19 protein-coding genes and 2 CRISPR repeat arrays are annotated in these 21,867 nt (G+C 70.3%); of the genes, 13 read left to right on the plus strand and 6 right to left on the minus strand.

What is annotated here, in order from left to right; translation table 11 throughout:
- Window position 1 precedes the first annotated feature (1 nt).
- From cas7e to CFN78_RS20980, 11 genes are all read left to right on the plus strand, one after another.
- Window positions 2-1,135, plus strand: coding sequence for a type I-E CRISPR-associated protein Cas7/Cse4/CasC (gene cas7e / locus CFN78_RS20930; protein WP_094864565.1), 1,134 nt, complete (start codon window positions 2-4; stop codon window positions 1,133-1,135).
- Window positions 1,132-1,866: a type I-E CRISPR-associated protein Cas5/CasD gene (cas5e, locus tag CFN78_RS20935; RefSeq protein WP_094864566.1), complete on the plus strand. Its 735-nt coding sequence runs from the start codon at window positions 1,132-1,134 to the stop codon at window positions 1,864-1,866. Before cas7e ends, cas5e begins: the two co-directional genes overlap by 4 nt.
- A complete protein-coding gene (gene cas6e / locus CFN78_RS20940; RefSeq protein ID WP_094864567.1) occupies window positions 1,863-2,528 on the plus strand; it encodes a type I-E CRISPR-associated protein Cas6/Cse3/CasE in 666 nt (221 codons plus the stop codon). Before cas5e ends, cas6e begins: the two co-directional genes overlap by 4 nt.
- 4 nt (window positions 2,529-2,532) lie before the next feature.
- Window positions 2,533-3,495 (plus strand): type I-E CRISPR-associated endonuclease Cas1e, encoded by a 963-nt coding sequence (gene cas1e / locus CFN78_RS20945; protein ID WP_094864568.1) that lies wholly within the window; start codon window positions 2,533-2,535, stop codon window positions 3,493-3,495.
- On the plus strand, window positions 3,492-3,854 hold the full coding sequence (cas2e, locus tag CFN78_RS20950; RefSeq protein WP_094864569.1) for a type I-E CRISPR-associated endoribonuclease Cas2e: 363 nt from the start codon (window positions 3,492-3,494) through the stop codon (window positions 3,852-3,854). The genes cas1e and cas2e overlap by 4 nt, the downstream gene beginning before the upstream one ends.
- 53 nt (window positions 3,855-3,907) lie before the next feature.
- A CRISPR array of direct repeats spans window positions 3,908-5,647; the repeat unit is 29 nt; unit sequence GTGCTCCCCGCGCGAGCGGGGATGGTCCC.
- A 93-nt stretch (window positions 5,648-5,740) separates the two neighbouring features.
- A CRISPR array of direct repeats spans window positions 5,741-6,809; the repeat unit is 29 nt; unit sequence GTGCTCCCCGCGCGAGCGGGGATGGTCCC.
- Window positions 6,810-7,301: 492 nt separating this feature from the next.
- The gene (locus CFN78_RS20955; protein ID WP_133116405.1) at window positions 7,302-7,565 is read left to right on the plus strand and encodes a hypothetical protein; all 264 of its coding nucleotides are present in this window, start codon (window positions 7,302-7,304) and stop codon (window positions 7,563-7,565) included.
- Window positions 7,566-7,887: 322 nt separating this feature from the next.
- Window positions 7,888-8,166, plus strand: a complete 279-nt coding sequence (locus CFN78_RS20960) for an MvdC/MvdD family ATP grasp protein (RefSeq protein ID WP_094864571.1) — start codon at window positions 7,888-7,890, stop codon at window positions 8,164-8,166.
- Window positions 8,163-9,338, plus strand: a complete 1,176-nt coding sequence (locus tag CFN78_RS20965; protein ID WP_094864572.1) for a methyltransferase domain-containing protein — start codon at window positions 8,163-8,165, stop codon at window positions 9,336-9,338. The genes CFN78_RS20960 and CFN78_RS20965 overlap by 4 nt, the downstream gene beginning before the upstream one ends.
- A 281-nt stretch (window positions 9,339-9,619) precedes the next feature.
- Window positions 9,620-10,237: a dihydrofolate reductase family protein gene (locus tag CFN78_RS20970; protein WP_094864573.1), complete on the plus strand. Its 618-nt coding sequence runs from the start codon at window positions 9,620-9,622 to the stop codon at window positions 10,235-10,237.
- Between the two features lie 139 nt (window positions 10,238-10,376).
- A complete protein-coding gene (locus CFN78_RS20975) occupies window positions 10,377-10,706 on the plus strand; it encodes a YciI family protein (protein WP_094864574.1) in 330 nt (109 codons plus the stop codon).
- A gap of 2 nt (window positions 10,707-10,708) precedes the next feature.
- Window positions 10,709-11,932 (plus strand): RNA polymerase sigma factor, encoded by a 1,224-nt coding sequence (locus CFN78_RS20980; RefSeq protein WP_094864648.1) that lies wholly within the window; start codon window positions 10,709-10,711, stop codon window positions 11,930-11,932.
- A gap of 64 nt (window positions 11,933-11,996) precedes the next feature.
- Here CFN78_RS20980 and pip read toward each other — a convergent pair whose 3' ends face one another.
- Window positions 11,997-12,974 (minus strand): prolyl aminopeptidase, encoded by a 978-nt coding sequence (gene pip, locus CFN78_RS20985; RefSeq protein WP_165777643.1) that lies wholly within the window; start codon window positions 12,972-12,974, stop codon window positions 11,997-11,999.
- A gap of 332 nt (window positions 12,975-13,306) precedes the next feature.
- On the opposite strand from pip, the gene CFN78_RS20990 reads away from it, so the two are divergent.
- Window positions 13,307-13,912 (plus strand): response regulator transcription factor, encoded by a 606-nt coding sequence (locus CFN78_RS20990; protein WP_094864650.1) that lies wholly within the window; start codon window positions 13,307-13,309, stop codon window positions 13,910-13,912.
- Between the two features lie 2 nt (window positions 13,913-13,914).
- Here CFN78_RS20990 and CFN78_RS20995 read toward each other — a convergent pair whose 3' ends face one another.
- Window positions 13,915-15,582 carry a sensor histidine kinase gene (locus tag CFN78_RS20995; protein WP_094864575.1) on the minus strand — a complete coding sequence of 556 codons (1,668 nt, stop codon included), beginning with the start codon at window positions 15,580-15,582 and terminating at the stop codon, window positions 13,915-13,917.
- A 101-nt stretch (window positions 15,583-15,683) separates the two neighbouring features.
- On the opposite strand from CFN78_RS20995, the gene CFN78_RS21000 reads away from it, so the two are divergent.
- Window positions 15,684-17,612 (plus strand): serine hydrolase domain-containing protein, encoded by a 1,929-nt coding sequence (locus CFN78_RS21000; protein ID WP_094864576.1) that lies wholly within the window; start codon window positions 15,684-15,686, stop codon window positions 17,610-17,612.
- 61 nt (window positions 17,613-17,673) lie between these two features.
- Here the strand turns inward: CFN78_RS21000 and CFN78_RS21005 are convergent, their stop codons facing one another.
- From CFN78_RS21005 to CFN78_RS21020, 4 genes are all read right to left on the minus strand, one after another.
- Window positions 17,674-18,429 (minus strand): MerR family transcriptional regulator, encoded by a 756-nt coding sequence (locus CFN78_RS21005; protein ID WP_094864577.1) that lies wholly within the window; start codon window positions 18,427-18,429, stop codon window positions 17,674-17,676.
- Between the two features lie 133 nt (window positions 18,430-18,562).
- Window positions 18,563-20,116, minus strand: coding sequence for a dolichyl-phosphate-mannose--protein mannosyltransferase (locus tag CFN78_RS21010; RefSeq protein WP_420807913.1), 1,554 nt, complete (start codon window positions 20,114-20,116; stop codon window positions 18,563-18,565).
- Between the two features lie 108 nt (window positions 20,117-20,224).
- Complete coding sequence (locus tag CFN78_RS21015; RefSeq protein ID WP_094864578.1) at window positions 20,225-21,370, minus strand: RNA polymerase sigma factor; 1,146 nt, start codon at window positions 21,368-21,370, stop codon at window positions 20,225-20,227.
- Between the two features lie 16 nt (window positions 21,371-21,386).
- The gene (locus tag CFN78_RS21020; protein WP_094864579.1) at window positions 21,387-21,794 is read right to left on the minus strand and encodes a YciI family protein; all 408 of its coding nucleotides are present in this window, start codon (window positions 21,792-21,794) and stop codon (window positions 21,387-21,389) included.
- Window positions 21,795-21,867 lie beyond the last annotated feature (73 nt).

The raw sequence follows: 21,867 nt of genomic DNA on the forward strand, positions 1-21,867 counted from the left end.
CATGAGCCGCACCATCGTCGACGTCCATGTCGTGCAGACCGTCCCGCCGAGCAACATCAACCGCGACGACACCGGAAGCCCGAAGACCGCCGTCTACGGTGGCAGCCGTCGATCCCGTGTTTCCAGCCAGGCATGGAAACGCGCCACCCGGGACGCTTTCGACGACCACCTCGACGCCGGCGAACTCGGAGTCCGTACGAAGCGCGTTGTGGAGCTGCTGACCGAGCAGATCGTGAAGCAGGATCCCAGCCTCGAGGACACAGCGGGTGCGCTGGCGACCGAGGTGCTCACCCAGGCGGGCATCAAGCTCAAGGACGCACGCAAGAAAGAGGCTCCGGCCGAATCGGGTTATTTGCTTTTCCTGAGCAGGAGCCAGATCATAGGGCTGGCCGAACTCGCCGTCGCCGCGGCCCGTGAGGCAGGCGACGGGAAACCCGTTGTGGACAAGAAAACGGCCAAAGCCCGGGCCAACCAGGCGCACTCGGTCGACGTGGCTCTCTTCGGCCGCATGGTCGCCGATGACACCGACCTCAACGTCGACGCCGCCGCACAAGTCGCGCACGCGTTGAGTGTGCACGAGGTCAGCAACGAGTACGACTACTACACCGCCGTCGACGACCACAAGAAGGCCGACAGCGAGGAAGACTCCGGGGCCGGAATGATCGGCACGGTCGAGTTCAACTCCTCCACGCTCTACCGCTACGCCACCGTCGACGTGAATCGGCTAAACGACAACCTCGGCGACGCCGAAGCCACCCGCCGCGCGGTGGAAGCCTTCACCCGATCGTTCGTCACCAGCATGCCCACCGGGAAGCAGAACACCTTCGCCAACCGCACCCTGCCTGACGCGGTTCTGGTGATCGTGCGCGAATCCCAGTCGATGAATCTGGTCGGCGCGTTCGAGGAAGCCGTCGGACCCGACGACAAGGGCGGCCGGATCGGCGCGACGATGACCCGGATCGCCGACTACGCGCACGAGTTGCACCAGGCCTACGACGAGACACCGGTCGCCGCCTGGAGCGTCGGAATCGGCGATCGGACCGACGTCCTCTCCGGAATCGGGCAGCGCACCTCCTTCGACACACTGGCGTCCGCGCTCGGCGAACTCGTCGCGCAGCGCCTGGAACAGCGGTGAGCGTGCTGCTGTTGCGGCTGGCCGCGCCGATGCAGTCCTGGGGGACCAGCAGCCGATTCGCCCGCCGCAACACCGACCGGACACCGAGCAAGAGCGGGATCGTCGGCATGCTCGCCGCCGCGGCCGGACGTCGCCGAACCGACTCCGTCGAGGACCTGTGCGGTCTGCGTTTCGGCGTCCGGGTGGAACAACCCGGTCAACTGGAACGTGACTTCCAGACCGCCCGCCCCGTCGACGGTTCGGCTCCGTTGCCGTTGTCGTACCGGTTCTACCTTTCCGACGCGGTGTTCCTCGCGGCCGTCGAGGGGGATCCGGCGATGGTGGGCGGACTCCGCGACATGCTGCGCGCTCCGGTGTTCCCGCTCTATCTGGGACGTCGTTCCTGCCCGCCCGCGGGAAAACTGATCGTGGGCATTCGCGAGGGAACGACCGAAGAGGTACTCGGCAACGAACCCTGGCAGGCATCCCCGGGCGTTCAGGCACGGCACCCGAAGCCAACCGTCTCGCTGGAGACCGTGATCGACTGCGAGCCCGGCGCGACCAACAGCGAACTGGTCCACGACGAACCGGTCAGTTTTGACCCGCGGCACCGGCAGCACGGCTGGCGCTCGATTCTGCGCGGCCACGCGCCGAACGTGCCCAACCCGCGCTACCGGCCGGCCACCGCCCCTGTTCGGGCAGTCCCCGACCCGCACGATCCGATGGCTCTGCTCACCGAAGGTGCGCCATGACCTACCTGACCCGATTCGAGTTCAACACCGCCCGCCGCGGCAGTCGCACCCTGCTGGCCTCACCGCAACGTCTGCACGCCGCCGTGCTCGCCGCTTTCCCGGCCGGGCAGGCCGTCCCGGGGGAGCAGGGGCGGGTGTTGTGGCGACTGGACAATAAGCAGAACCAAACCCTGCTCTACCTCGTCAGCCCGCACCGCCCCGACCTGACCCACCTCGTCGAGGACTGCGGACGACCGAGCACTCAGACCTGGCAGACACGCGAGTACGCACCACTGCTGGCGCGACTCACCGTCGGCGGCCGATGGGCGTTCCGGCTGACCGCGAACCCCGTACGGTCCACGCGCAAAGACGAGAACGCGTCCCGTTCTCAGCGATTCGGGCACGTCACCGTCGCCCAGCAGACACAGTGGCTGCTGAGCAGGACCGACAAGCACGGCTTCACCGTGTTCGAAGGGGACAGCAAGGAACCCGACGTCGCGGTACACGCACGCGGGATGTCGAAGTTCGCCAGACAGGGCCGCACGGTCACCATCGCCACGGCCACCTTCGAGGGCACACTGGAAGTCGTCGATCCCGACGCGCTGCGCCACGCGCTGGTGCACGGAATCGGACCCGCCAAGGGATACGGCTGCGGCCTGCTCACTCTCGCCGCCGCCGGGTGAGCCGATGCCCGACATCCCGGGAGCCAAACCCGTACCGCTGTCCCAGCTCACTCGGGCCCAGGACCGTCTCACCTTCGTGTATCTCGAACACAGCGTGATACATCGTGAGGCGAACGCCATCACCGCCCGCGACACCCGCGGTGTCGTCCACATCCCCGCGGCCACCCTCGGCGCACTGCTGCTCGGCCCGGGCACCACGGTCAGCCAGCAGGCGATGGTGTTGCTCGCCGAAAGCGGGTCCACCGCGGTCTGGGTGGGCGAACACGGCGTGCGCTACTACGCCCACGGCAGGTCTCTGGCCCGCTCATCCCGTCTGCTCCAGGCACAAGCGGCACTCGTTTCGCACGAACCGTCCCGGCTGCGGGTCGCCCGGCAGATGTACGCGATGAGGTTTCCCGGTGAGTCGACCTCCGGTCTGAGCATGCACCAGTTGCGCGGAAAGGAAGGCGCCCGAGTACGCCGTCTCTACCGTGAGCACGCCGACCGCACCGGAATCACCTGGACCCGCCGCGAGTACGACAGCGCCGACTTCAGCGCCGGAACCCTGGTCAACCAGGCACTGTCCGCCGCGAACACCAGCCTCTACGGGGTCGTCCACGCCGTCGTCGTGGCGCTGGGGTGCACGCCAGGACTCGGCTTCGTCCACACAGGACACATTCGCTCCTTCGTCTTCGACATCGCCGACCTCTACAAGGCCGAGATCGCGATCCCCATCGCGTTCGACATCGCGGCCGCCGAACCGATGGACGTCGGCGCGGAAACGCGCCGCGCCGTTCGCGACTACCTGCGGCGGCACCGATTCCTCGAGCAGTGCGTGGACGACATCTCGTCGCTGCTTCGTGAGGACGACGGCACAATCGAATACGGGCCGGAAGCCTTCGACGATCCCGACGTGGTGATGCTCTGGGACTACGACGGCAACGACGTCAGCAGCGGTGTGTCCTATCAGGAGGAACACGAACTGTGACCGTCATCGTCGTAGCGGCCTGTCCGGTCGGTCTGCGCGGGCATCTCACCCGCTGGCTGCTGGAGATATCGCCCGGCGTCTTCGTGGGCACGATCAGTGCGCGCGTGCGGGAACTGGTCTGGATCCGCGTCGTCGACATGGTGAAGACCGGACGGGCGATCATGGTCTGCAAGGCGGACAACGAACAGGGGCTCACCTTCACCGTCCACCAGCACAACTGGGAGCCCGTCGACATCGAGGGCGTACAGCTCATGCTCCGGCCCCACAGCCGCGCGGACACCGGCGACCACCCGGCGCAGCGCACCGCCGGTTGGAGCACCGCGGCAAGGCGCCGCAAGTTCGGCAAGCGACAGCCCTGACCGGTTGCCACAGTTTATCGATCCAGGCCCGGTAAAGTGCCAGGTCAACAAGAGTGCTCCCCGCGCGAGCGGGGATGGTCCCATCCCCGGCCCGGCAGCAGATGCGGCGGGAATGTGCTCCCCGCGCGAGCGGGGATGGTCCCAGTTGGCGTGCGACGGGAAGGGTGGGGCGCTCGTGCTCCCCGCGCGAGCGGGGATGGTCCCGGGTCGACCAGGCGATCGCCGAGATCGCCGAGGTGCTCCCCGCGCGAGCGGGGATGGTCCCGGTTTCGCTGGGAAGATTGCGCTCCGGGCTCGGTGCTCCCCGCGCGAGCGGGGATGGTCCCAGCATCCTGAACCGCACGCTGACCATCCGCCAGTGCTCCCCGCGCGAGCGGGGATGGTCCCAGCCCTCACCTGAGCCCGCAAGACCTGCGCGCGTGCTCCCCGCGCGAGCGGGGATGGTCCGGCGCACGACACCGCTGCCCGCCACGAGCTGGCGTGCTCCCCGCGCGAGCGGGGATGGTCCCGGGACGGTCGCACTGCGGGTGACCAGCTCCACGTGCTCCCCGCGCGAGCGGGGATGGTCCGCTCGCAGTGAGCGCCCGGGGTCCGCGCCGCCGGTGCTCCCCGCGCGAGCGGGGATGGTCCCGCGGCGCATGGCGCAGCTCGCTGGCGACTGCCGTGCTCCCCGCGCGAGCGGGGATGGTCCCAAATGCGACCTCGACGCCGTGCCGCCAAGAAGGTGCTCCCCGCGCGAGCGGGGATGGTCCTGATCGCGATCTCGCCAATCAGCGGCGCCAGCGGTGCTCCCCGCGCGAGCGGGGATGGTCCCGCGAGCAGGGCCCGCACCGTGCTGGTGCGGGCGTGCTCCCCGCGCGAGCGGGGATGGTCCCTACTCCATGCGCGAAGCCGCACTCGCCGCCGAGTGCTCCCCGCGCGAGCGGGGATGGTCCCCCCCCAACCTGTGCGTTCTGTCTAACCCTAATCGTGCTCCCCGCGCGAGCGGGGATGGTCCCAGCAGAAAGTCTGCGAGCGGACCACCAGGCGGGTGCTCCCCGCGCGAGCGGGGATGGTCCCGGGACATGCTCGACATGCTGCGCGCGCGGTACGTGCTCCCCGCGCGAGCGGGGATGGTCCCTGCGCCGCATCGACGTCGCCGCCGAGTTCGACGTGCTCCCCGCGCGAGCGGGGATGGTCCCCCGGTGCGGACGGGAGCTGTCGCGTGATCCACGTGCTCCCCGCGCGAGCGGGGATGGTCCCGGGTGGCCCCGGTACGACACGATCCACGAGTAGTGCTCCCCGCGCGAGCGGGGATGGTCCCGGGAAGACCGTGCAAGAGACCGTCGTCTGCACGTGCTCCCCGCGCGAGCGGGGATGGTCCCTCCTCTCAGGGGAAGACGGATGACGGCGTTCGGTGCTCCCCGCGCGAGCGGGGATGGTCCCACGACGCCGATGAAGACCGTCCGGGATCCACGGGTGCTCCCCGCGCGAGCGGGGATGGTCCCCCCGTACCCGCTACCGGCGTTGCCATGTGGATGTGCTCCCCGCGCGAGCGGGGATGGTCCCCCCGCGTGGGGGTTGCCTGTCGAGATGCTGCCCGTGCTCCCCGCGCGAGCGGGGATGGTCCCGGGCAGTTGCGTGCGGGCATGTTGGATGCAATGTGCTCCCCGCGCGAGCGGGGATGGTCCCGCGTCGGCCAGCCAGGCGTGCACCGCCGTGCGTGCTCCCCGCGCGAGCGGGGATGGTCCCGGCCGCGAGCGGGAACCAACCCTGAGCGATGTGTGCTCCCCGCGCGAGCGGGGATGGTCCCTGGTACGGCGTGTCATCCGGGCGCCCGAACACGTGCTCCCCGCGCGAGCGGGGAGCACTGTCCCGCCCGGCCGGAAAGGCTCGGCCCCCAGCGCGTGCTCCCCGCGCGAGCGGGGATGGTCCCACCCCGGACCTGAACAAGGACGGCAAGCAGGGGTGCTCCCCGCGCGAGCGGGGATGGTCCTCGCACTACCCGTGTGCCGGGCGGGCAGCGGACGTGCTCCCCGCGCGAGCGGGGATGGTCCCCGACAGTGTCGCAATCCCCCAAGAACATGCGCGTGCTCCCCGCGCGAGCGGGGATGGTCCCGCGCCAACCAGTCCGAAGGCGTGTATGCGGCAGTGCTCCCCGCGCGAGCGGGGATGGTCCTGATTCTGCGGCGACGGTGAAGGTCGAGTTGGAGTGCTCCCCGCGCGAGCGGGGATGGTCCCCGCCTGGTCGCGCGAGCGCTCCGCATCCTCGAGTGCTCCCCGCGCGAGCGGGGATGGTCCCTCACCGACGAGGTGGAACGATGGCTGCTGGCCGTGCTCCCCGCGCGAGCGGGGATGGTCCCTCTGCGATCAGCGGTTGCCAGGCTGGTGGGGGCGTGCTCCCCGCGCGAGCGGGGATGGTCCTCACGGCGATGGCCTCAGCGGCGCGGACAGCCAGTACTCCCCGCGCGAGCGGGGATGGTCCCGACACCCTGAGTGGTATCCGCTGGGCCGGGAGGTGCTCCCCGCGCGAGCGGGGATGGTCCCATGACAGCCCACTCGCCCGGGGCCAGCCGGACGTGCTCCCCGCGCGAGCGGGGATGGTCCCTGGGCCTGGACCAGTGGGTTCCCGGCCGCGGCGTGCTCCCCGCGCGAGCGGGGATGGTCCCAGCAGCGAGGAACCACCGTTCCCGCCGATGCGGTGCTCCCCGCGCGAGCGGGGATGGTCCCTGGGCGGGGAACGCCACCGCCGACTACGCCATGTGCTCCCCGCGCGAGCGGGGATGGTCCCAGCCTGGACCCGGCCGCCGCCTGCGGCGAGCACGGTGCTCCCCGCGCAAGCGGGGATGGTCCCGTCGTCAGGCTGTCGGCCCAGCCGCCGGAGTCGTGCTCCCCGCGCGAGCGGGGATGGTCCCAGGGCGAGCGCGGACGCAAGCGTGGTTTCGGCGTGCTCCCCGCGCGAGCGGGGATGGTCCCCGGGTCTCGACGTCACCGCCGCCCATTCCGTTGGTGCTCCCTGCGCGGGGATGGTCCCCGGGCCAACTCTTCGCACAGATCCGACACTGAGTGCTCCCCGCGCGAGCGGGGGTGGTCCCCTTCGGCAGGGCCGCGCGAGACGGATGGTCCCGCGATATCTGGCTGTCGCCTCTCACCGTCGCCGGCCTCGTCACCTACATGCGCCGGAGACAGTGCCCCCGGGCAACTTCTCCGCTGGGCCAGTGCTCACGCTGGCCGCGTAGCGCCACCGATTCTGTTCGTTACCTACCTCGCCGTAACGAGCACTGGCTTGCCGCGATTACACCACCACCGCAACCTCACGGAGCCGCCACCATGAACGCACCACACCCCGGGTGGCAACACCCGCACCGGAACCCGTACCCGGTGCAGCCCGTGTACTGGCGGCCCCCTGTTCCCCGCCCCGCACCGATCCACCACTACGTGCTGTGGCCCACGGTCGCGCTCGTTGTCGTGGCCACCATCGTCGCGCTGACGGCCCGCGTGCTGGACTACCAGGCGGTGATCGTGGTCGGAGTGCTTGCCGCCGGGGCGTCTGTTGCCGCCATCGCGGTTGGTGTCCGCCGATCAGTGCCGTGGGCGACCGTGTGTGGCGTGCTCTGTCTCCTGATCGCGATCGGAGTCGTGATCATCGGTATCGCCGCAATGATCGAGTACCAATCGGCGTACGAGCAGCTGACCGACAGCGTGAATCGGCTTCGCAGCTTCCGCCCGTAGCTACGAATGGGTGATGCGCGCTCGAATCGACCTGTTGAAACGCTCTCCCTGCGTGACGGTGCTCCCCGCGCGAGCGGAGATGGCCCCGATTGCTGTCACCCGGCCCAAGTCGATGCCCGACACCAGTTGCGTCGCCACGCCAGCGGTCGTCGGCGCAGTGACCGTGCTCGGAGCCCCTCATTTCCAACTCCATCGTGGAGGCCGGTGGCCGGAAGGTCGGCTACACCCGGATATTCGATGAGGCGGACCTCATGAATCTGTCCAATGTGGACCTGACGACCACCAGTTCCAGCGATGGGCACCGAAGCAGTTCGACGCCCGTGTGATCGTGGTCGGCGGCAATGTCACCACCATGGCGATCGAGGCAACCAGTGCCGAGGCGTACGTGGACTTCCGGCGCGACTACCAGAAACATCGCTACGAGCTGATCGAACTGCCGCAGGACATCCACATGCGAATCATGGCTCTCATGCGCGAACTCGACCTTGCGTACGGGGCTCTGGGCTTTGTGGTCGGCCCTGACGGATCGTGGACCTTCTTGGAAGTCAACGCAGGAGGCCAGTACGGCTGGCTTGAAGATCAGGGGAAAGGCGCACTGTGATCGACCCCGAGACCTGGCCCGCCCGCGCTGACCGGCTCCGCGTTGAGCTGGTCGAAGCAGGCAAACTCACCGACGACCGGTTGCAGGCGGCAGTGCTTGCCGTCCCGCGCCACGTGTTCGTCCCGTCGTTCTACGAACAGAACGGTTCCCCGCAATGGGAACGCCGTTCACGGGAAGACACGCCCGAGGAGTGGTGGAGCGCTGTCTACGCCAACCGGCCGCTGACCACCCAGGTGGGGCAGCTCGACCCGGACGACAACAACCTGTTGCCCACCTCGTCGTCGGCGCCGAGCGTGATGGTGCGGATGCTGGAAGCACTGCGGCTGGACGGTGGCCACCGGGTGCTGGAAATCGGCACGGGCACCGGATACAACGCGGCGCTGCTGTCGCATCGGCTCGGCGCGGAGCACGTGTACTCCGTGGATGTCGACCCGACGTTGGTCGAGGCGGCACGCGATCACTTGGCGGAGCTTGGGTTTACGCCGACACTGCGCGTCACGGACGGCGCCCGCGGATTGCCCGGACACGCACCGTTCGACAGGATCATCGGCACGTGCGCTGTAGATCGGGTGCCGTGGGCTTGGGTGGAACAGACGGTGCCGGGCGGGTTGGTGCTGGTCGATCTGAAAGTGCTGGCAGGGATCGGGGCGGGAAACCTGGTGCGCCTGGAACGGTTTCAGGATCGCTTGGAGGGTCGTTTCGATCTTGGTGGATACGCCACGTTCATGCACATGCGGAACGCGGAGGCGGCGCCGATCGTGGCGCCGTCGATGGACCGGGACGCCGGCGAGGCACGGCACACCACAACCGAAGCCGACGTCCCGCACCAGGTGTGGGGCAGCTATGTGACGTGGTTCCTGCTGCATCTTGCGCCAGGGGCCCAGCGGGTCACGTTCGGGAGCGTGACCGACGAGGAAACCGGGAAGCCGGGCGCCGCGCTGTACGTGACGGCCGACGGGTCGTGGTGTGAGGTTGAACCCGGTGAGCCCGGTTCCTCGCGGGCCGTCAGGTCAGGCGGCCCGCGCGACCTCTGGGCGGACATCGTGGCGGCACGCGAGCTGTGGGCGACGGAGGGTCGGCCCGACTGGGATCGCTTCGGGCTGACCGTGACTCGCGAGGATCAGTGGGTGTGGCTGGACCGCCCGGACGGCGTTCACCGGTGGCGGCTGTAACCGGCTGACCGGCGCGCCCCGGACGCGACGAGGGCGCCACGCCCGCGACCGGTGGCTCGTCAAGGTAGGCCGCGGACGGGTGGCCGGATCCTCGGCGATCCGGTGGACCCCTTCGTGGCCGGGCGCGATCGAACCGGTGGAAAAAAACTCCGGACGGGATGTCGGATCGGGGCCGAGCCGTTCGTGGCATAGGTGAACGGGCCGGTGGTGACCGATGAGTTCCGCGCCGCGGCCCGCTCGTCACGGAACGGCGACATACCCGGCGAGAAGGGCACCCGATCATGAAACTGACGACCACCACCAACGTCTCCGCAGACGGAGTGATGCAAGGACTCGGCGGAACGGACGAAGATCGACGAGGCGGGTTCGAACGTGGCGGGTGGGCGCTGCCGCTGTTCGGCGGCGAGACCGAGACCTACCTCGGCCAGGTTTACCAGCGCGCCGACGCGTTTCTCTTCGGACGACGGACCTACGAGATCTTCGCCGGCTCCTGGGGCGTGACGGAGGATCCGAGCAGCAGCCCCATCGGGGCCGCGTTGAACGCGCGACCCAAGTACGTGGCCTCGACCACGCTCACCGATCCGCGCTGGGCGGGCACGGCCGTCCTCTCCGGTGACCTCGCGGCCGCCATCCGTGAGCTGAAGGCCCGGCCGGGAGGTGAGTTGCAGGTGCACGGCAGCGGCAGGCTGGTCCGCTGGCTGTTCGACAACCAGCTCGTCGACGAGTTCACCCTGCTCGTGTACCCCGTGGTCGTCGGTCATGGCACGCGGCTGTTCCCTTCCACCGGCCCGGACACGGCACTGGAACTGCTCGACTCGCGAGCGGGCTCGGGCGGCGTGACCATCCAGGTGTACCGGCCCGGCGGGCGTCCGAGGTACGCGGGCGCTGCCACTCCGTAGAGCCACCGATCCGCCGCCGACGAGCCCCGATCGCACATCGAGAGCCGCCACGTCCGGAACGCCGGACCGTGAACCGTCGAGCGGGATACTGTCGCGACCGTCCACATGCGGCGCCGAGAAACACGGGAGATGATCCGAGATGCAGTACCTGGTTTCCGTGATCGACGAGCTGACCGGCTCCGCCACCCCGGCGGAAATGGCTGCCATCAACGCCTTCAACGACCGGATCCGGGCCGAGGGCCACTGGGTGTTCGCCGGCGGTCTCGCGGCTCCCAGCACGGCCACGGTCGTCGACGGCCGCGACGGGGAGCCGATCCTCACTGACGGGCCCTTCCTGGAGTCGAAGGAGTTCCTCGCCGGCTTCTGGATAATCGAGGCCCCCGACCTCGACGTGGCTATCAGACTGGCCGCCGAGGGGTCGAAACACTGCAACCGCAGGGTCGAGGTACGGCCGTTCCTGGTCGGGTGAGCGTGCTCGACGCCCGGGAGGCGGCCGGCCGGGCACACCGCGCGGAGTGGGCACGGATCGTCGCGGCGCTGACCAGACGTTTCGGTGACCTCGACACCGCCGAGGAGGCGACGGCCGAGGCGTTCGCGACCGCCGTCGAGCGGTGGCCCGCCGACGGTGTGCCCGCCAACCCCGGCGCCTGGCTGACCACCACCGCCACCCGCAAGGCCATCGACCGGATCCGGCGGGAGAACAGGCGCGACGACAAGCAGCAGGAGGCCGGGGTGGTCTACGACGACGATCCGCCCGAACCCGACGCCATCGGCGACGAACGGCTCCGGTTGATCTTCACCTGCGCGCACCCGGCGCTCGCGACGCAGACCCGCGTGGCACTGACGCTGCGCATGGTCGGTGGTCTGACCGTGCCCGAGATCTCCCGTGCTCTCCTGGTGCGCGAAGCCGCCACCGGCCAGCGGATCACCCGTGCGAAAGCGAAGATCAAGGCGGCTCGCATCCCCTACCGGGTGCCGCGTGCGGACGAACTCCCGGCGCGCGTGTCCGGTGTGCTCGCCGTCCTCTTCCTCATCTTCAACGAGGGTTACCTGGCGACCGGCCCGGGCACCGATCCCGTACGTCCGGGCCTGACCGCCGAGGCGATCCGGCTCACCCGGTTGATCCGCGCCCTGATGCCCGAGGACGGTGAGGTGGCGGGCTTGCTGGCACTGATGTTGCTGACCGAGGCCCGCCGCACCGCCCGGGTGTCGGCGAGCGGTGAACTGGTCGCGCTCGCCGAGCAGGACCGGGCTTCCTGGGACGCGGCGCTGACAGCCGAGGGCCATCGGCTGGTACGCGAGCGGCTGGATTCGGGGCTGGCCCCGGGGCGCTACCAGATTCTCGCCGCGATCAACGCCGTGCACACCTCGGCCCGCGACATCCGCGAGACCGACTGGTCGCAGATCCTCGCCCTCTACGACCAGCTCGTCCGCCTCGACCGCTCACCGATCGTCGCCCTGAACCGGGCGATCGCGCTCGGCGAACTCCACGGTCCCGAGCCGGCACTGGAAGTCGTCGACGGTCTACGGGACGGCCTGGCCGACTACCACGCCTACCACGCGACCCGCGCCGATCTGCTGCGCAGGCTGGGGCTCGCGCAGGAGTCGCGAGTGGCCTACGACAAGGCCATCGAGCTGGCGGGCAACACCGCCGAGATCGCCTACCTGACGCGCCGTCGCGACCAGCTCGGGTAGCGGCCGAGGCCCACAGGCCTGTCCACAAAGGACTGGTTCTTGGGTTGCCGCCGTCTTCCCGCGATCACTCACCCTGTTCCTGGGCGAAGCGATCGGTGGCGGCCGTGATCGCCGCGGGCATGCCGCCGCCACGGTGACCGGTGTCGTCGAGAACGACGAGCTCGCTCCCTGGCCAGGCTCGGTGCAGCGCCCAGGCTGTGCCGAGTGGACCGCTGACGTCATAGCGTCCGTGGATCAGCACGGCAGGGATCCCGTGCAGCCGCTCGATGTTGCGCAGTAGATGCCCCTCGTCCAGAAAGCAGCCGTGGGACCAGTAGTGGGTGACGATGCGGGCGAAGGCGAGCTGAAATGCCGGATCGGCGACCGACAGGGACGGTGCGGCGTCGGGGGCCAGCGACATGTGCGTGTCCTCCCATTCACACCAACCGTGTGCGGCTTGGGCCCGGACCTCGGGATCGGGGTCGTGGAGCAACCGGCTGTAGGCGGCGGACAGGTCGCCGTCGCGTTCGGCGGCGGGCACGCCCTCGCGGAACCGTTCCCACTCGCGCGGGAAGACACGGCCCATGTCGCGAGTGATCCAGTCGGTGTCGCGCCGGTCGCCGTTGGTCACGGCCGCGAGCACCAGTTCGCTCACCCGTTCCGGATATGCCTGCGCGTAGGCGAGAGCGAGCGTGACGCCCCACGAACCGCCCCACACCAGCCAGCGCTCGATGCCCAGGTGGACCCGCAGCGCCTCGATGTCGGCGACGAGATGCTGGGTGGTGTTCGCCGACAGGTCGACGACCGGGTCGGTCGCCGAAGGGGTGCTGCGCCCGGAATTGCGCTGGTCGAACAGGACCAGCCGGTAGCGGTCCGGGTCGAACAGCTTCCGCGTTTTCGGCGAGCTCCCCGACCCGGGACCGCCGTGCAGCGCGACGGCCGGTTTGCCACCGGGGTTGCCCGACACCTCCCAGTACAGCGAATGGCCGTCGCCGACCTCGAGCATGCCGGATTCGTGCTGCCCGGCCGACGGATCGCGCCGGTCGTCGGATGTATGCGCCATACCGGCATGATCGCGCACCGGTGCCCGACGAGCGAGGTGGGTCGAACTCGCGATGATTCGCCGGATCGTTTCGACCGCGACGAGCCGGAACGCGACGAGCCGGAACGCGACGCCGGCCGGTGACGACCGTCGGCCGGTGCGCGAACGGCCGGAGCAGCAGCCGCCCATCCGTGGACGAGGCGGACGGCAGCACGCTCGCCTCCGGGTTGGCGGTCTGCGGATGTGCGACCATCCACACGGGATTCGGCGGAGCGGGACGCGATCAGCGGGGAGCGGGCAGGCATCGTGTGGCAGGCACAGGGCGTTGTGTGGACGGTGGTCTCGTGACCGGGATGATCACCGTGCTGCTCGCCGAGGACATGCACCTGGTACGCGGGGCGGTGGTCGCGCTGCTCGCCCGCGAACCCGACATCACCGTGGTGGCCGAGGTTTCCGCCGGCGACGCGGTACTTCCCGCGGCGCTTGCCTGCCGGCCGGACGTGGCCGTGCTCGACGTGGATCTGCCCGCCCTGGACGGAATCGCCGCGGCCGCCGAACTGCGTGCCGGGATACCGGGCTGCCGGGTACTGATGCTGACCGCGTTGGGCAGGCCCACGGTGCTGCGGAAAGCGATGGCGGCCGGCGTCGACGGATTCCTGGTCAAGGACGCCCCGCCCGCAGAACTGGCCGACGCGATCCGGGCCGTGGCGAACGGGAGGCGGGTGCTCGACCCAGCGCTGGCGGCGGCCGCGCTCCGGTTGCGCGACAACCCGCTCAGCGAACGGGAGATCGAGGTGCTGCGGCAGGCCGCGGACGGCGCCGAGATCGACGAGATCGCCGCGCGGCTGTACCTGAGCAAGGGCACCGTGCGTAATTACCTCGGCATGATCGTCACCAAGCTCGACGCCAGGAACCGGCTGGACGCCGTGCGTATCGCCGCCGAGCAGGACTGGCTGTAGCGCTAGGGAGCGTCGAGCGGCTGGTACACGGTGAGCTCGAAGCGATCCCCGTCCGTGTCGACGGTGAGCTCGCCGCCCTCAGCCGACATCCGCGCGGCCAGATTGCCGATGCCGCTGCCGGCACCGCGCCGCTCCGGCGGCGGTGTGCCGACGTTGTTGGCCACCCGCAGTCGCACCGTGTCGCCCTGCCGGTCGCTCTCGATCACGCAGACACCGGCCCGGCCGTGCCGCAGCACGTTGGTCACCGCCTCGCGCAGCACGGTCGCCAGCAGCTCGTCCACCCGCGGCGGCACCGCACCGTGCCGGACGTCCAAACACGGCGTCATGCCCGCGTCCAGCAGCACCTCGCGCGCCGAGCGCAGCTCCTCGTCCAAGGAGATCACGGTGCTGTCGCCGGGAATCGCCCGCAGATCGGCCAGGGAGCGGCGGGCGATGCCGGCGATCTCGTCCAGCGACCGCCCAGGGGACGGGGTCGTTCTCGCCAGCTCCGCCTTGAGCGCGATCGCCGAGATCCCGTAGCCGAGCAGGTCGTGGATGTCCCTCGCGATCCGAGTCCGCTCCCGTGCCACGGCGATCGCCGCCAGTTGCCCGCGCACCTCCCGCACCTGGTGCACGAGCCCGACGGTGACCGCGATTCCGTAGAAGATCACCGCGAGCACCGCCGTGTCGACGGTCGAGGCCAGTACCTCGTGCGGCCCGGTACCGCGTGCCGCCAGGGTGACCGGTACCGCCGCCAGCAGCACGGTGGCCAGCGGCCAGGCCACCCGACCCGGCAGGCACACCAGCAGCGCCCCCGCGGCGAGACCGACGAGCTGCGGATACGGCGGCCCCGGCACGAACATCGGCAGGCAGGCGAGTACCACCTGCGCGGGCAGAGTCAGCACCAGCAGACGCGGGCGTGACCCCGGCGGACGCGGCAGCGAGTGGTGACACTGCAGGCCGACGACCAGCACCAGCAGGATCAGGTACCCGGCCAGCAGCGGTGCCGGTGGCGCCGCCCGCAGGACGAACAGGGCGGCCACCACCAGATAGACCAGGTGCACCACCAGCATGATCGGCAGCATCATCCGCGGGGTCAGACCGGTGGCCGCCGACGGCGTCGGCCGCTCCGGCCCGTCCCGGCGTACCTGCCCCGCGGTTTCCCTGGCCAGCGCGACGATCCCGTCCGGATCCCGCAGACCGGCACGGCGGACGATCTCCGCCAGCGCGCTGCCCACCGTCGTCTCCAGTTCCCGGGACAGCCGGGCGCGCTCGGTGGCCACCGACAGCGCCGCCAGCTCGCCCCTGGTCGCGTGCAGCTCCGCCCGCACCTCGTCCAGCCGGGTCAGCGCGAAGATCACCAGTCCCTGGGAGATGGTGTTGCCGACGGCGTTCGCGTGCTCGTACACATCGCCGGTGCTGATCAGCCCGGCGGCGAGGAAGACCGTGGCGAACAGCGCCCAGCGGACCCGTCCGGGCACGATCAGCAGAACCGAGCCGGACAGGAACCCGGGCAGCGCGGCACAGGGGAACAGGACGGCCTGCGCGGCCAGCGTCCACCAGCCGCGCAGTCGCCTGGCCCGCGGCAGGCAGTGGACCACCTGCAGGGCGAAGGTCAGCGCCGTCGCCCAGCCCGGTAGCTCCAGCCCCGGACCGGCCGCGAACGCGACCAGCACGAGGATGATCAGCATGGGCAGCGAGCATAGTTGGCTGTCCGGTTCGTGTGTTCCGCACGAGGAGCCGGGGTGCCGTGCACTGGTGACGCACTCCGCCGGAACGACAACATCGCCGTATGTTCCGGAAAATCGCCGCGCTCGTGCTCGCCCTCATGCTGCTCACCGCGACGGCCGCCATCGCGCAGCAGCCGGGTCGGCAGGCGGTGCCGCCTCCCGGACTCGTGGACCGACTCGACGAGCTGATCAACGGGCACCTGGAGACCGATCACATCCCCGGTGCGGTGATCACCGTCGTCGCCGGCGGCGAAACGGTGTTGTCGAAGGGATACGGGCTCGCGGACCTGGCAGCGGGAACGCCGATGGATCCCGAGTGGACCACGCTGTCCGCCGCGTCCGAGGCGAAGATCATGACCGCGATCGCCGCAGCCCAGTTGATCTCCGAGGGGCGCATAGATCCGGCCGCCGACGTCAACCGGTACCTGCCCGGCTTCCGGATCGACGACACCTATCCCGGCCGGCCGGTGACGATGAACCACCTGCTCACCCACACCGCGGGCTTCGACGCCGACTACATCGGCCTGAACGGTTCCGGCCCGGTGGGAATCGAGCCGCTCGGCCGGAGTCTCGCCGAGAAGCAGCCGATCCGGGTGCGGCCGCCGGGGGAGGCGATGTCCTACGACAACTATGGTGTCGCGCTGGCGGGCCACCTGGTCGAGGTGGTGTCGGGCATGCCGTTCGACCGTTACGTCGCCGAACGCATCCTCGGCCCGCTCGGCATGGACGGCACCACGTTCAGCCAGCCCGCACCCCCGTCGATCGACGCGCGCCTGGCCACCGGATACCGGCCGGACGGGGAGGGCTACACCGTTGCAGGAGGCCGATACGGGCCGTGGACGCCGACCGGTGCGGGCACCATCACGACCAGCGCCGACATCGGCAAGCTCATGCTGGCACTGCTCAGTGCGGACCCGCGGCTCGGCGAGGGGGTGGCGGAACTGGTCACGCGGCGGCACTTCACCCAGGATCCGAGGGTGCCGGGCATCGGGTACCTGCTGACGGAGAGCAGGCACGGCGACGCACGGGTCCTGAGCAAGGACGGGGACCTGCCCGGCTTCCACCACGAGACCGCCCTGCTGCCCGAGCACGGCGTCGGCGTGCACATCGCCTACAACGGCGACGGGGACGCCAACGCCGCCTACCAGGACGCCAAGATCGTCCGGAACGCGGTGCTCGACCACTTCCTGCCCGAGCGGCCCCCGGCCGACCCGGTTCCGGTGCCGGGGGACGTCAGCGCGTACGCCGGCGGTTACCGGGCCTCGGTGACCAGTGAGTACTCGCTGGCAAAAGTGACCGCACTGACCACGCCGGTCACGGTCGAGGTCGCCGGCGACGGCCGGCTGCACAGCACCGGGATCAGTGCGGACCCCGCCCGCTACGAGCAGGAGTGGGTGCACCTGGGAGCGGGCGAGTTCGCCGAGGCGGGCGGGACCGGCCGAATCGTGTTCGGCCACGACGGCACCCTTTCCGGCGGCTCCGACCAGGAAGGTGTCGTTTACCTGCCGATCGCCTGGTACCAGAGCCCCACACTGCACCTCGTGCTGCTGGGCGCCGGTGTGCTCGCCCTGCTGGCCGGCCTGTGCTGGTTTCCCGTTCTTGCGCTGGTCCGCCGCGGCCGCGCCGATCGGGTGCCCGGGCCGGTGCGCGCCGCGCACGCCGTCGCCTGGCTCACCGGGGCGCTGGGGACGACGTTCCTCGCCGGGTTCCTGGCCGTCGTATCGGATGGCAACGCGATGAACGAGACCATCCTGACCGGATCCCCGCTGCTGACCGTCCTGCCCTATCTCCCCGCCGCGATGCTCGTGACGGCCGGATGCATGGTCGTGTTCGCCATCGTCGGCGGACGCAGGGGGTGGTGGCGGCGATGGGGCGGAATCGGGTACCTGACGATGACCCTGTGCGCGGCCGCGTTCCTCGGCGTCTGCGCCTACTACAACCTGATCGCGCTGGGCGATCTGGTGTCACCGGGCGGGTTCCACGCCAGTTGAGCGGGAAGCCGCGGCCACCCGTCCGCGGGGGAGTGGTCCGCTCACGAGCACCGGCCGCGTCCTACTCCGGATCCCCCGGTTCCGCGGCCGGGAGCTCGTCCTCGATGACGATTTCGTTGGCACGTCTCAGCACGTCGAGCTGGGCCATGTTGTAGAGCGAGGTCAGGGCCTCGACCATGACCGACGTGGCGAACGCCTGCCCCCGGGCTCCTCGCGCTTTCGGCTCCTTGAGCGATGGGTGTTCCTGGTGCCGTCTGCGCATCTCGGGGGCGAAGTCCCGCGCCAGCCGCTGGCGGGTCTCCTCACTCGCGTCCTCGGGCAGGGACTGGAACTCCTCACCCAGCTTCGTCAGCGAGGGGGAATCCGGCCGGTCCTCGGTTAGGGCCGTCGCCATCGAGGACTCGTACACCCGGGAATAGATCATCACGAGGGACCGGTCGGCGTCCGAGAGGCCCGCTGGGGCACCGGCGAAACCCGGCGGGAGATCGATCAGGCTCCGATGCTGGAAGATCTCGGCCAGTTCGTCACGTATGCGCTGCTGGCGTTCGATACTCGCGGCCAGTTCGGAGTCGAGGGTGCGCAGTGCCTGCTCCGCGTTCTCGTCCGACTCCTCCATCGCGGCGATGGAGGACAACGGCACACCGAGGTCGACCAGCCTGCGGATCCGCAGCAGCCGGACCAGGTGCCGGAGCTGGTACTGCTTGTACCCGTTCGCCGCCCTTTCCGGTTCGTCCAGCAGGCCCACCGTGTGGTAGTACCGGACGGTTTTCAGGGTCGTACCGGCGATATCGGCCAGTTGACGTGTACTCCACCCCACCGGACGACCTTCCTCTCCTGCACTCGCCGCGAACTGCCGGGCCCAGCGAAGGATAACCGGCGCGGTGGCCCGCCGTCGTCGCTCGCGCCGCGCTCACCGCCCGGCCATCCGTGGCCCGGCGGTTCCTCCGGGTTCAGCGCCACGAGGGCAGCCAGAGTTCGGCCTGCCAGCGCTCGTCGCTGATGGCGTCGCCGTTGAGAATCGGCCACAGCCAAGCGAAGTTCGCCACCACGAGTCCTATGTAGAGAGACACGACCAGCAGACCGGTGCCGCGCCGCTCGAATCCACGGCGGGCATCGCCCAGCACCTGGCCGCAGACCAGGGTCAGCCCGAGCACCAGGAACGGCGCCAGCGGAGCGGCGTAGAAGAAGTACATCTGCCGGTCGAGGTTGGTGAACCAGAACACCAGGCCCGCGAGGTAGCCGACGACGACCGCGGCGTAGCGCCAGTCGAACGAGAAGATCCAGCGCCACAGACCCCAGGCGAGCATCGGCAGCGACAGCCACCACAACGCCGGGGTCCCGACGAGCAGGGTGGCCCGCACACAGGTGCTCGCGCCGCAACCGTCCGCGAGCCCGCTCTCCTCGTAGGAGTAGAGAATCGGCCGCAGGCCCATCGGCCAGGTCCACGGCTTCGACTCCCACGGATGCGGATCGTCCTGGGGCGTGGCCAGGCTCCCGTGGAAATCCAGCACGTTCGCCGAGTAGGAGACCAGCGAACGCAGAGCTGTGGGAACGAAGGAGAACGGTCCGCCGTCGAGACGGTTGATCTCCGTGTAGTTCCGGTCGGTGGCCGTCTCGCTGGCGAACCAGGCCCACCAGGTGGACAGGTAGACCAGCGCGGGAATCGCGAGCAGCGCCCACAACGCCGGTGCCACATCACGGCGCAGCGTGCCGAGCCACGGCCGGAGCACCCCGGCGGCACGGCGCGCGGCCACGTCGAAGCCGACGCACAGCAACCCGAAGCACGCCATGTAGTAGAGCCCGGACCACTTCACCCCGAACGCCAGCCCGAGCATCAGGCCGGCACCGAAGCGCCACCACCGGAAGCCCAGACGCGGACCGTACGGGTCGGCGGCGTCGATCCAGCCCTCATGGACCGCCTGGGCAAGTCGCTGCCGCACCTGGTCCCGGTCGACCAGCAGGCAGCCGAAGGCGGCGAGGACGAACAGCACCAGGAAGATGTCCAGCAGCGCCACCCTCGACTGCAGGTGCAGCATGCCGTCGCAGATGGCGAGAATGCCTGCCACCGCGCCGAGCAGGGTGGATCGGGTGAGCCTGCGGGCGATGCGCACCACGAGCAGCACGATCAGCACTCCGGCGACGGCCGAACCGATCCGCCAGCCCCACCCGTTGTAACCCAGTGCCCACTCGCCCAGCGCGATGAGCTGCTTGGCCAGCGGCGGGTGCACGATGACCTCGTAGCCGTAGTTGTCCTCGTAACCGCCGTTGCGCAGCATCTGCCACGCCTGCACCGCGTAGTACTTCTCGTCGAAGGTGGGGGCGCCCTTGTCGGTGGGCGAACCGAGGTCCTGCAGCCGTACCACCGCCGCGACCAGGGTGAGCGCCGCGGTGATCCACCACGACCGCGCCCGGTCCAGCGGCATCGGCCTGCCGGTCAGCGCGGCAGCGCGGTCGCCTGCTCGCCCGGCCCCCGGCGTGAGGAACCCCGAGGGCGCCTCACGCAGTACGGTGGTCACGGGCGATGATCCTAGGGGTACCGCCCCGGTGGGAAAATCACCGATACGCGGCCGCTACCCGCGGCGGGACCGGTGGCCCCGTGCCATGTCAGGGCCTCACGCTCGCAGTTCCTGCCCGATCCTGGCCGCCTGCCGGGTGAGGTGATGTCGTTCGGCGAGGTTGGGGGCGACGCGGGCGGCGTCGGCGTACAGCCGCGCCGCGGCGGGCAGATCGCCGGCCTTCTCGTGCAGGTACGCCGAGGCGGCGGTGTGCCGTGGCAGACCGGGGTCCACCCCGGCCAGGGCCGCGAGTCCGGCCACCGGCCCGTCGGCCTCGCCGACCGCGACGGCCCGGTTCAGCCGCACCACCGGACTCCCGGTCAGCCGGAGCAGTTCGTCGTACCAGCCGACGATCTGGGGCCAGTCCGTCTCCTCGGCCCGGGGCGCGTCGGCGTGCAGGGCGGCCACGGCGGCCTGCGCCTGGAACTCGCCGAGCCGGTCGCGGCTCAGCGCCGCCTGCAGGACCCTGACGCCCTCGGCGATGAGCGCGCTGTCCCAGCGGGAACGGTCCTGCTCGGCCAGCGGCACCAGGCTGCCGTCCTCGCGGGTCCGCGCCGGCCGCCGGGCGTGGTGCAGCAGCATCAACGCCAGCAGTCCCGCCGTCTCCTCGTCCCCGGTCGTCGACGCCAGTTGCCTGGCGAGCCGGACGGCCTCGGCCGCGAGGTCGACGTCGCCGGTGTAGCCCTCGTTGAAGACCAGGTAGAGCACCCGCCGCACGGTCGCCAGGTCGCCGGGCCGGGAGAACCGCACGGCACCGACCGTGCGCTTGGCTCGGCTGATGCGCTGCGCCATCGTCGCCTCCGGCACCAGGTAGGCCTGGGCGATCTGCCGGGTGGTCAGGCCGCCGACGGCACGCAGCGTGAGCGCCACCGCCGACGCCGGGGTCAGCGACGGATGGGCGCACAGGAAGAACAGCCGCAGGGTGTCGTCCGCTGCCCCGGCCGGACCGGGCCGCGGCTCGGCCTCGACCCGCAGTTCCCGGTCCCGGCGCGAGGCCTCGGATCGGCGGATGTCGAGGAACTTGCGCCACGCCACCGTCACCAGCCAGCCCTTCGGATCGGCGGGCCGCCGATCCGGCCAGAGCAGCGTGGCCTGGAGGAGTGCTTCCTGTACGGCGTCCTCGGCCGTCGCGAAGTCGGCTCCGCGGCGGACGAGGACGCCGATCACCGCGGGAGTCAGCTCCCGCAGCAACGGTTCGTCCATCACCCGGTACGTCCGCTCACTCGTCGACGGTCGGCGGCTCGCCCATCAGCGGGCGCAGTTCCAGCCACTCGTGGATCGGCTTGCCACCGGCCCCGGGCGCCGCCGACAGCTCGCCCGCGAGGGCGAGCGCACGCTCGTAGCTGTCGACGTCGATGATCATCCAGCCGGCGATCAGGTCCTTGGTCTCGGCGAACGGCCCGTCGGTCACCGGGGGCCTGCCCTCCCCGTCGTAGCGGACGAACGTTCCCTCGGCGGAGAGCGCCTGGCTGTCGACGAACTCGCCGGTGCCTTCGAGCCGGGTGGCGAAATCGGACATGTACCGCAGGTGGTCCTCGACCTCCTCCGGGGCCCACTGGTCCATCGGCACGTCGTTGACGGCCTTGGGGGCGCCGCGGTAGTGCTTGAGAAGCAGGTACTTCGCCATGCTGGTCTCCTTGGTGTGCTGCGGCCCCGGTGGCCGCGTCTGCCCCTGGGACGGAGCCGCCGGACCGCTCTCG

Source organism: Amycolatopsis antarctica (genome assembly GCF_002262875.1).
Lineage (GTDB): Bacteria > Actinomycetota > Actinomycetes > Mycobacteriales > Pseudonocardiaceae > Amycolatopsis > Amycolatopsis antarctica.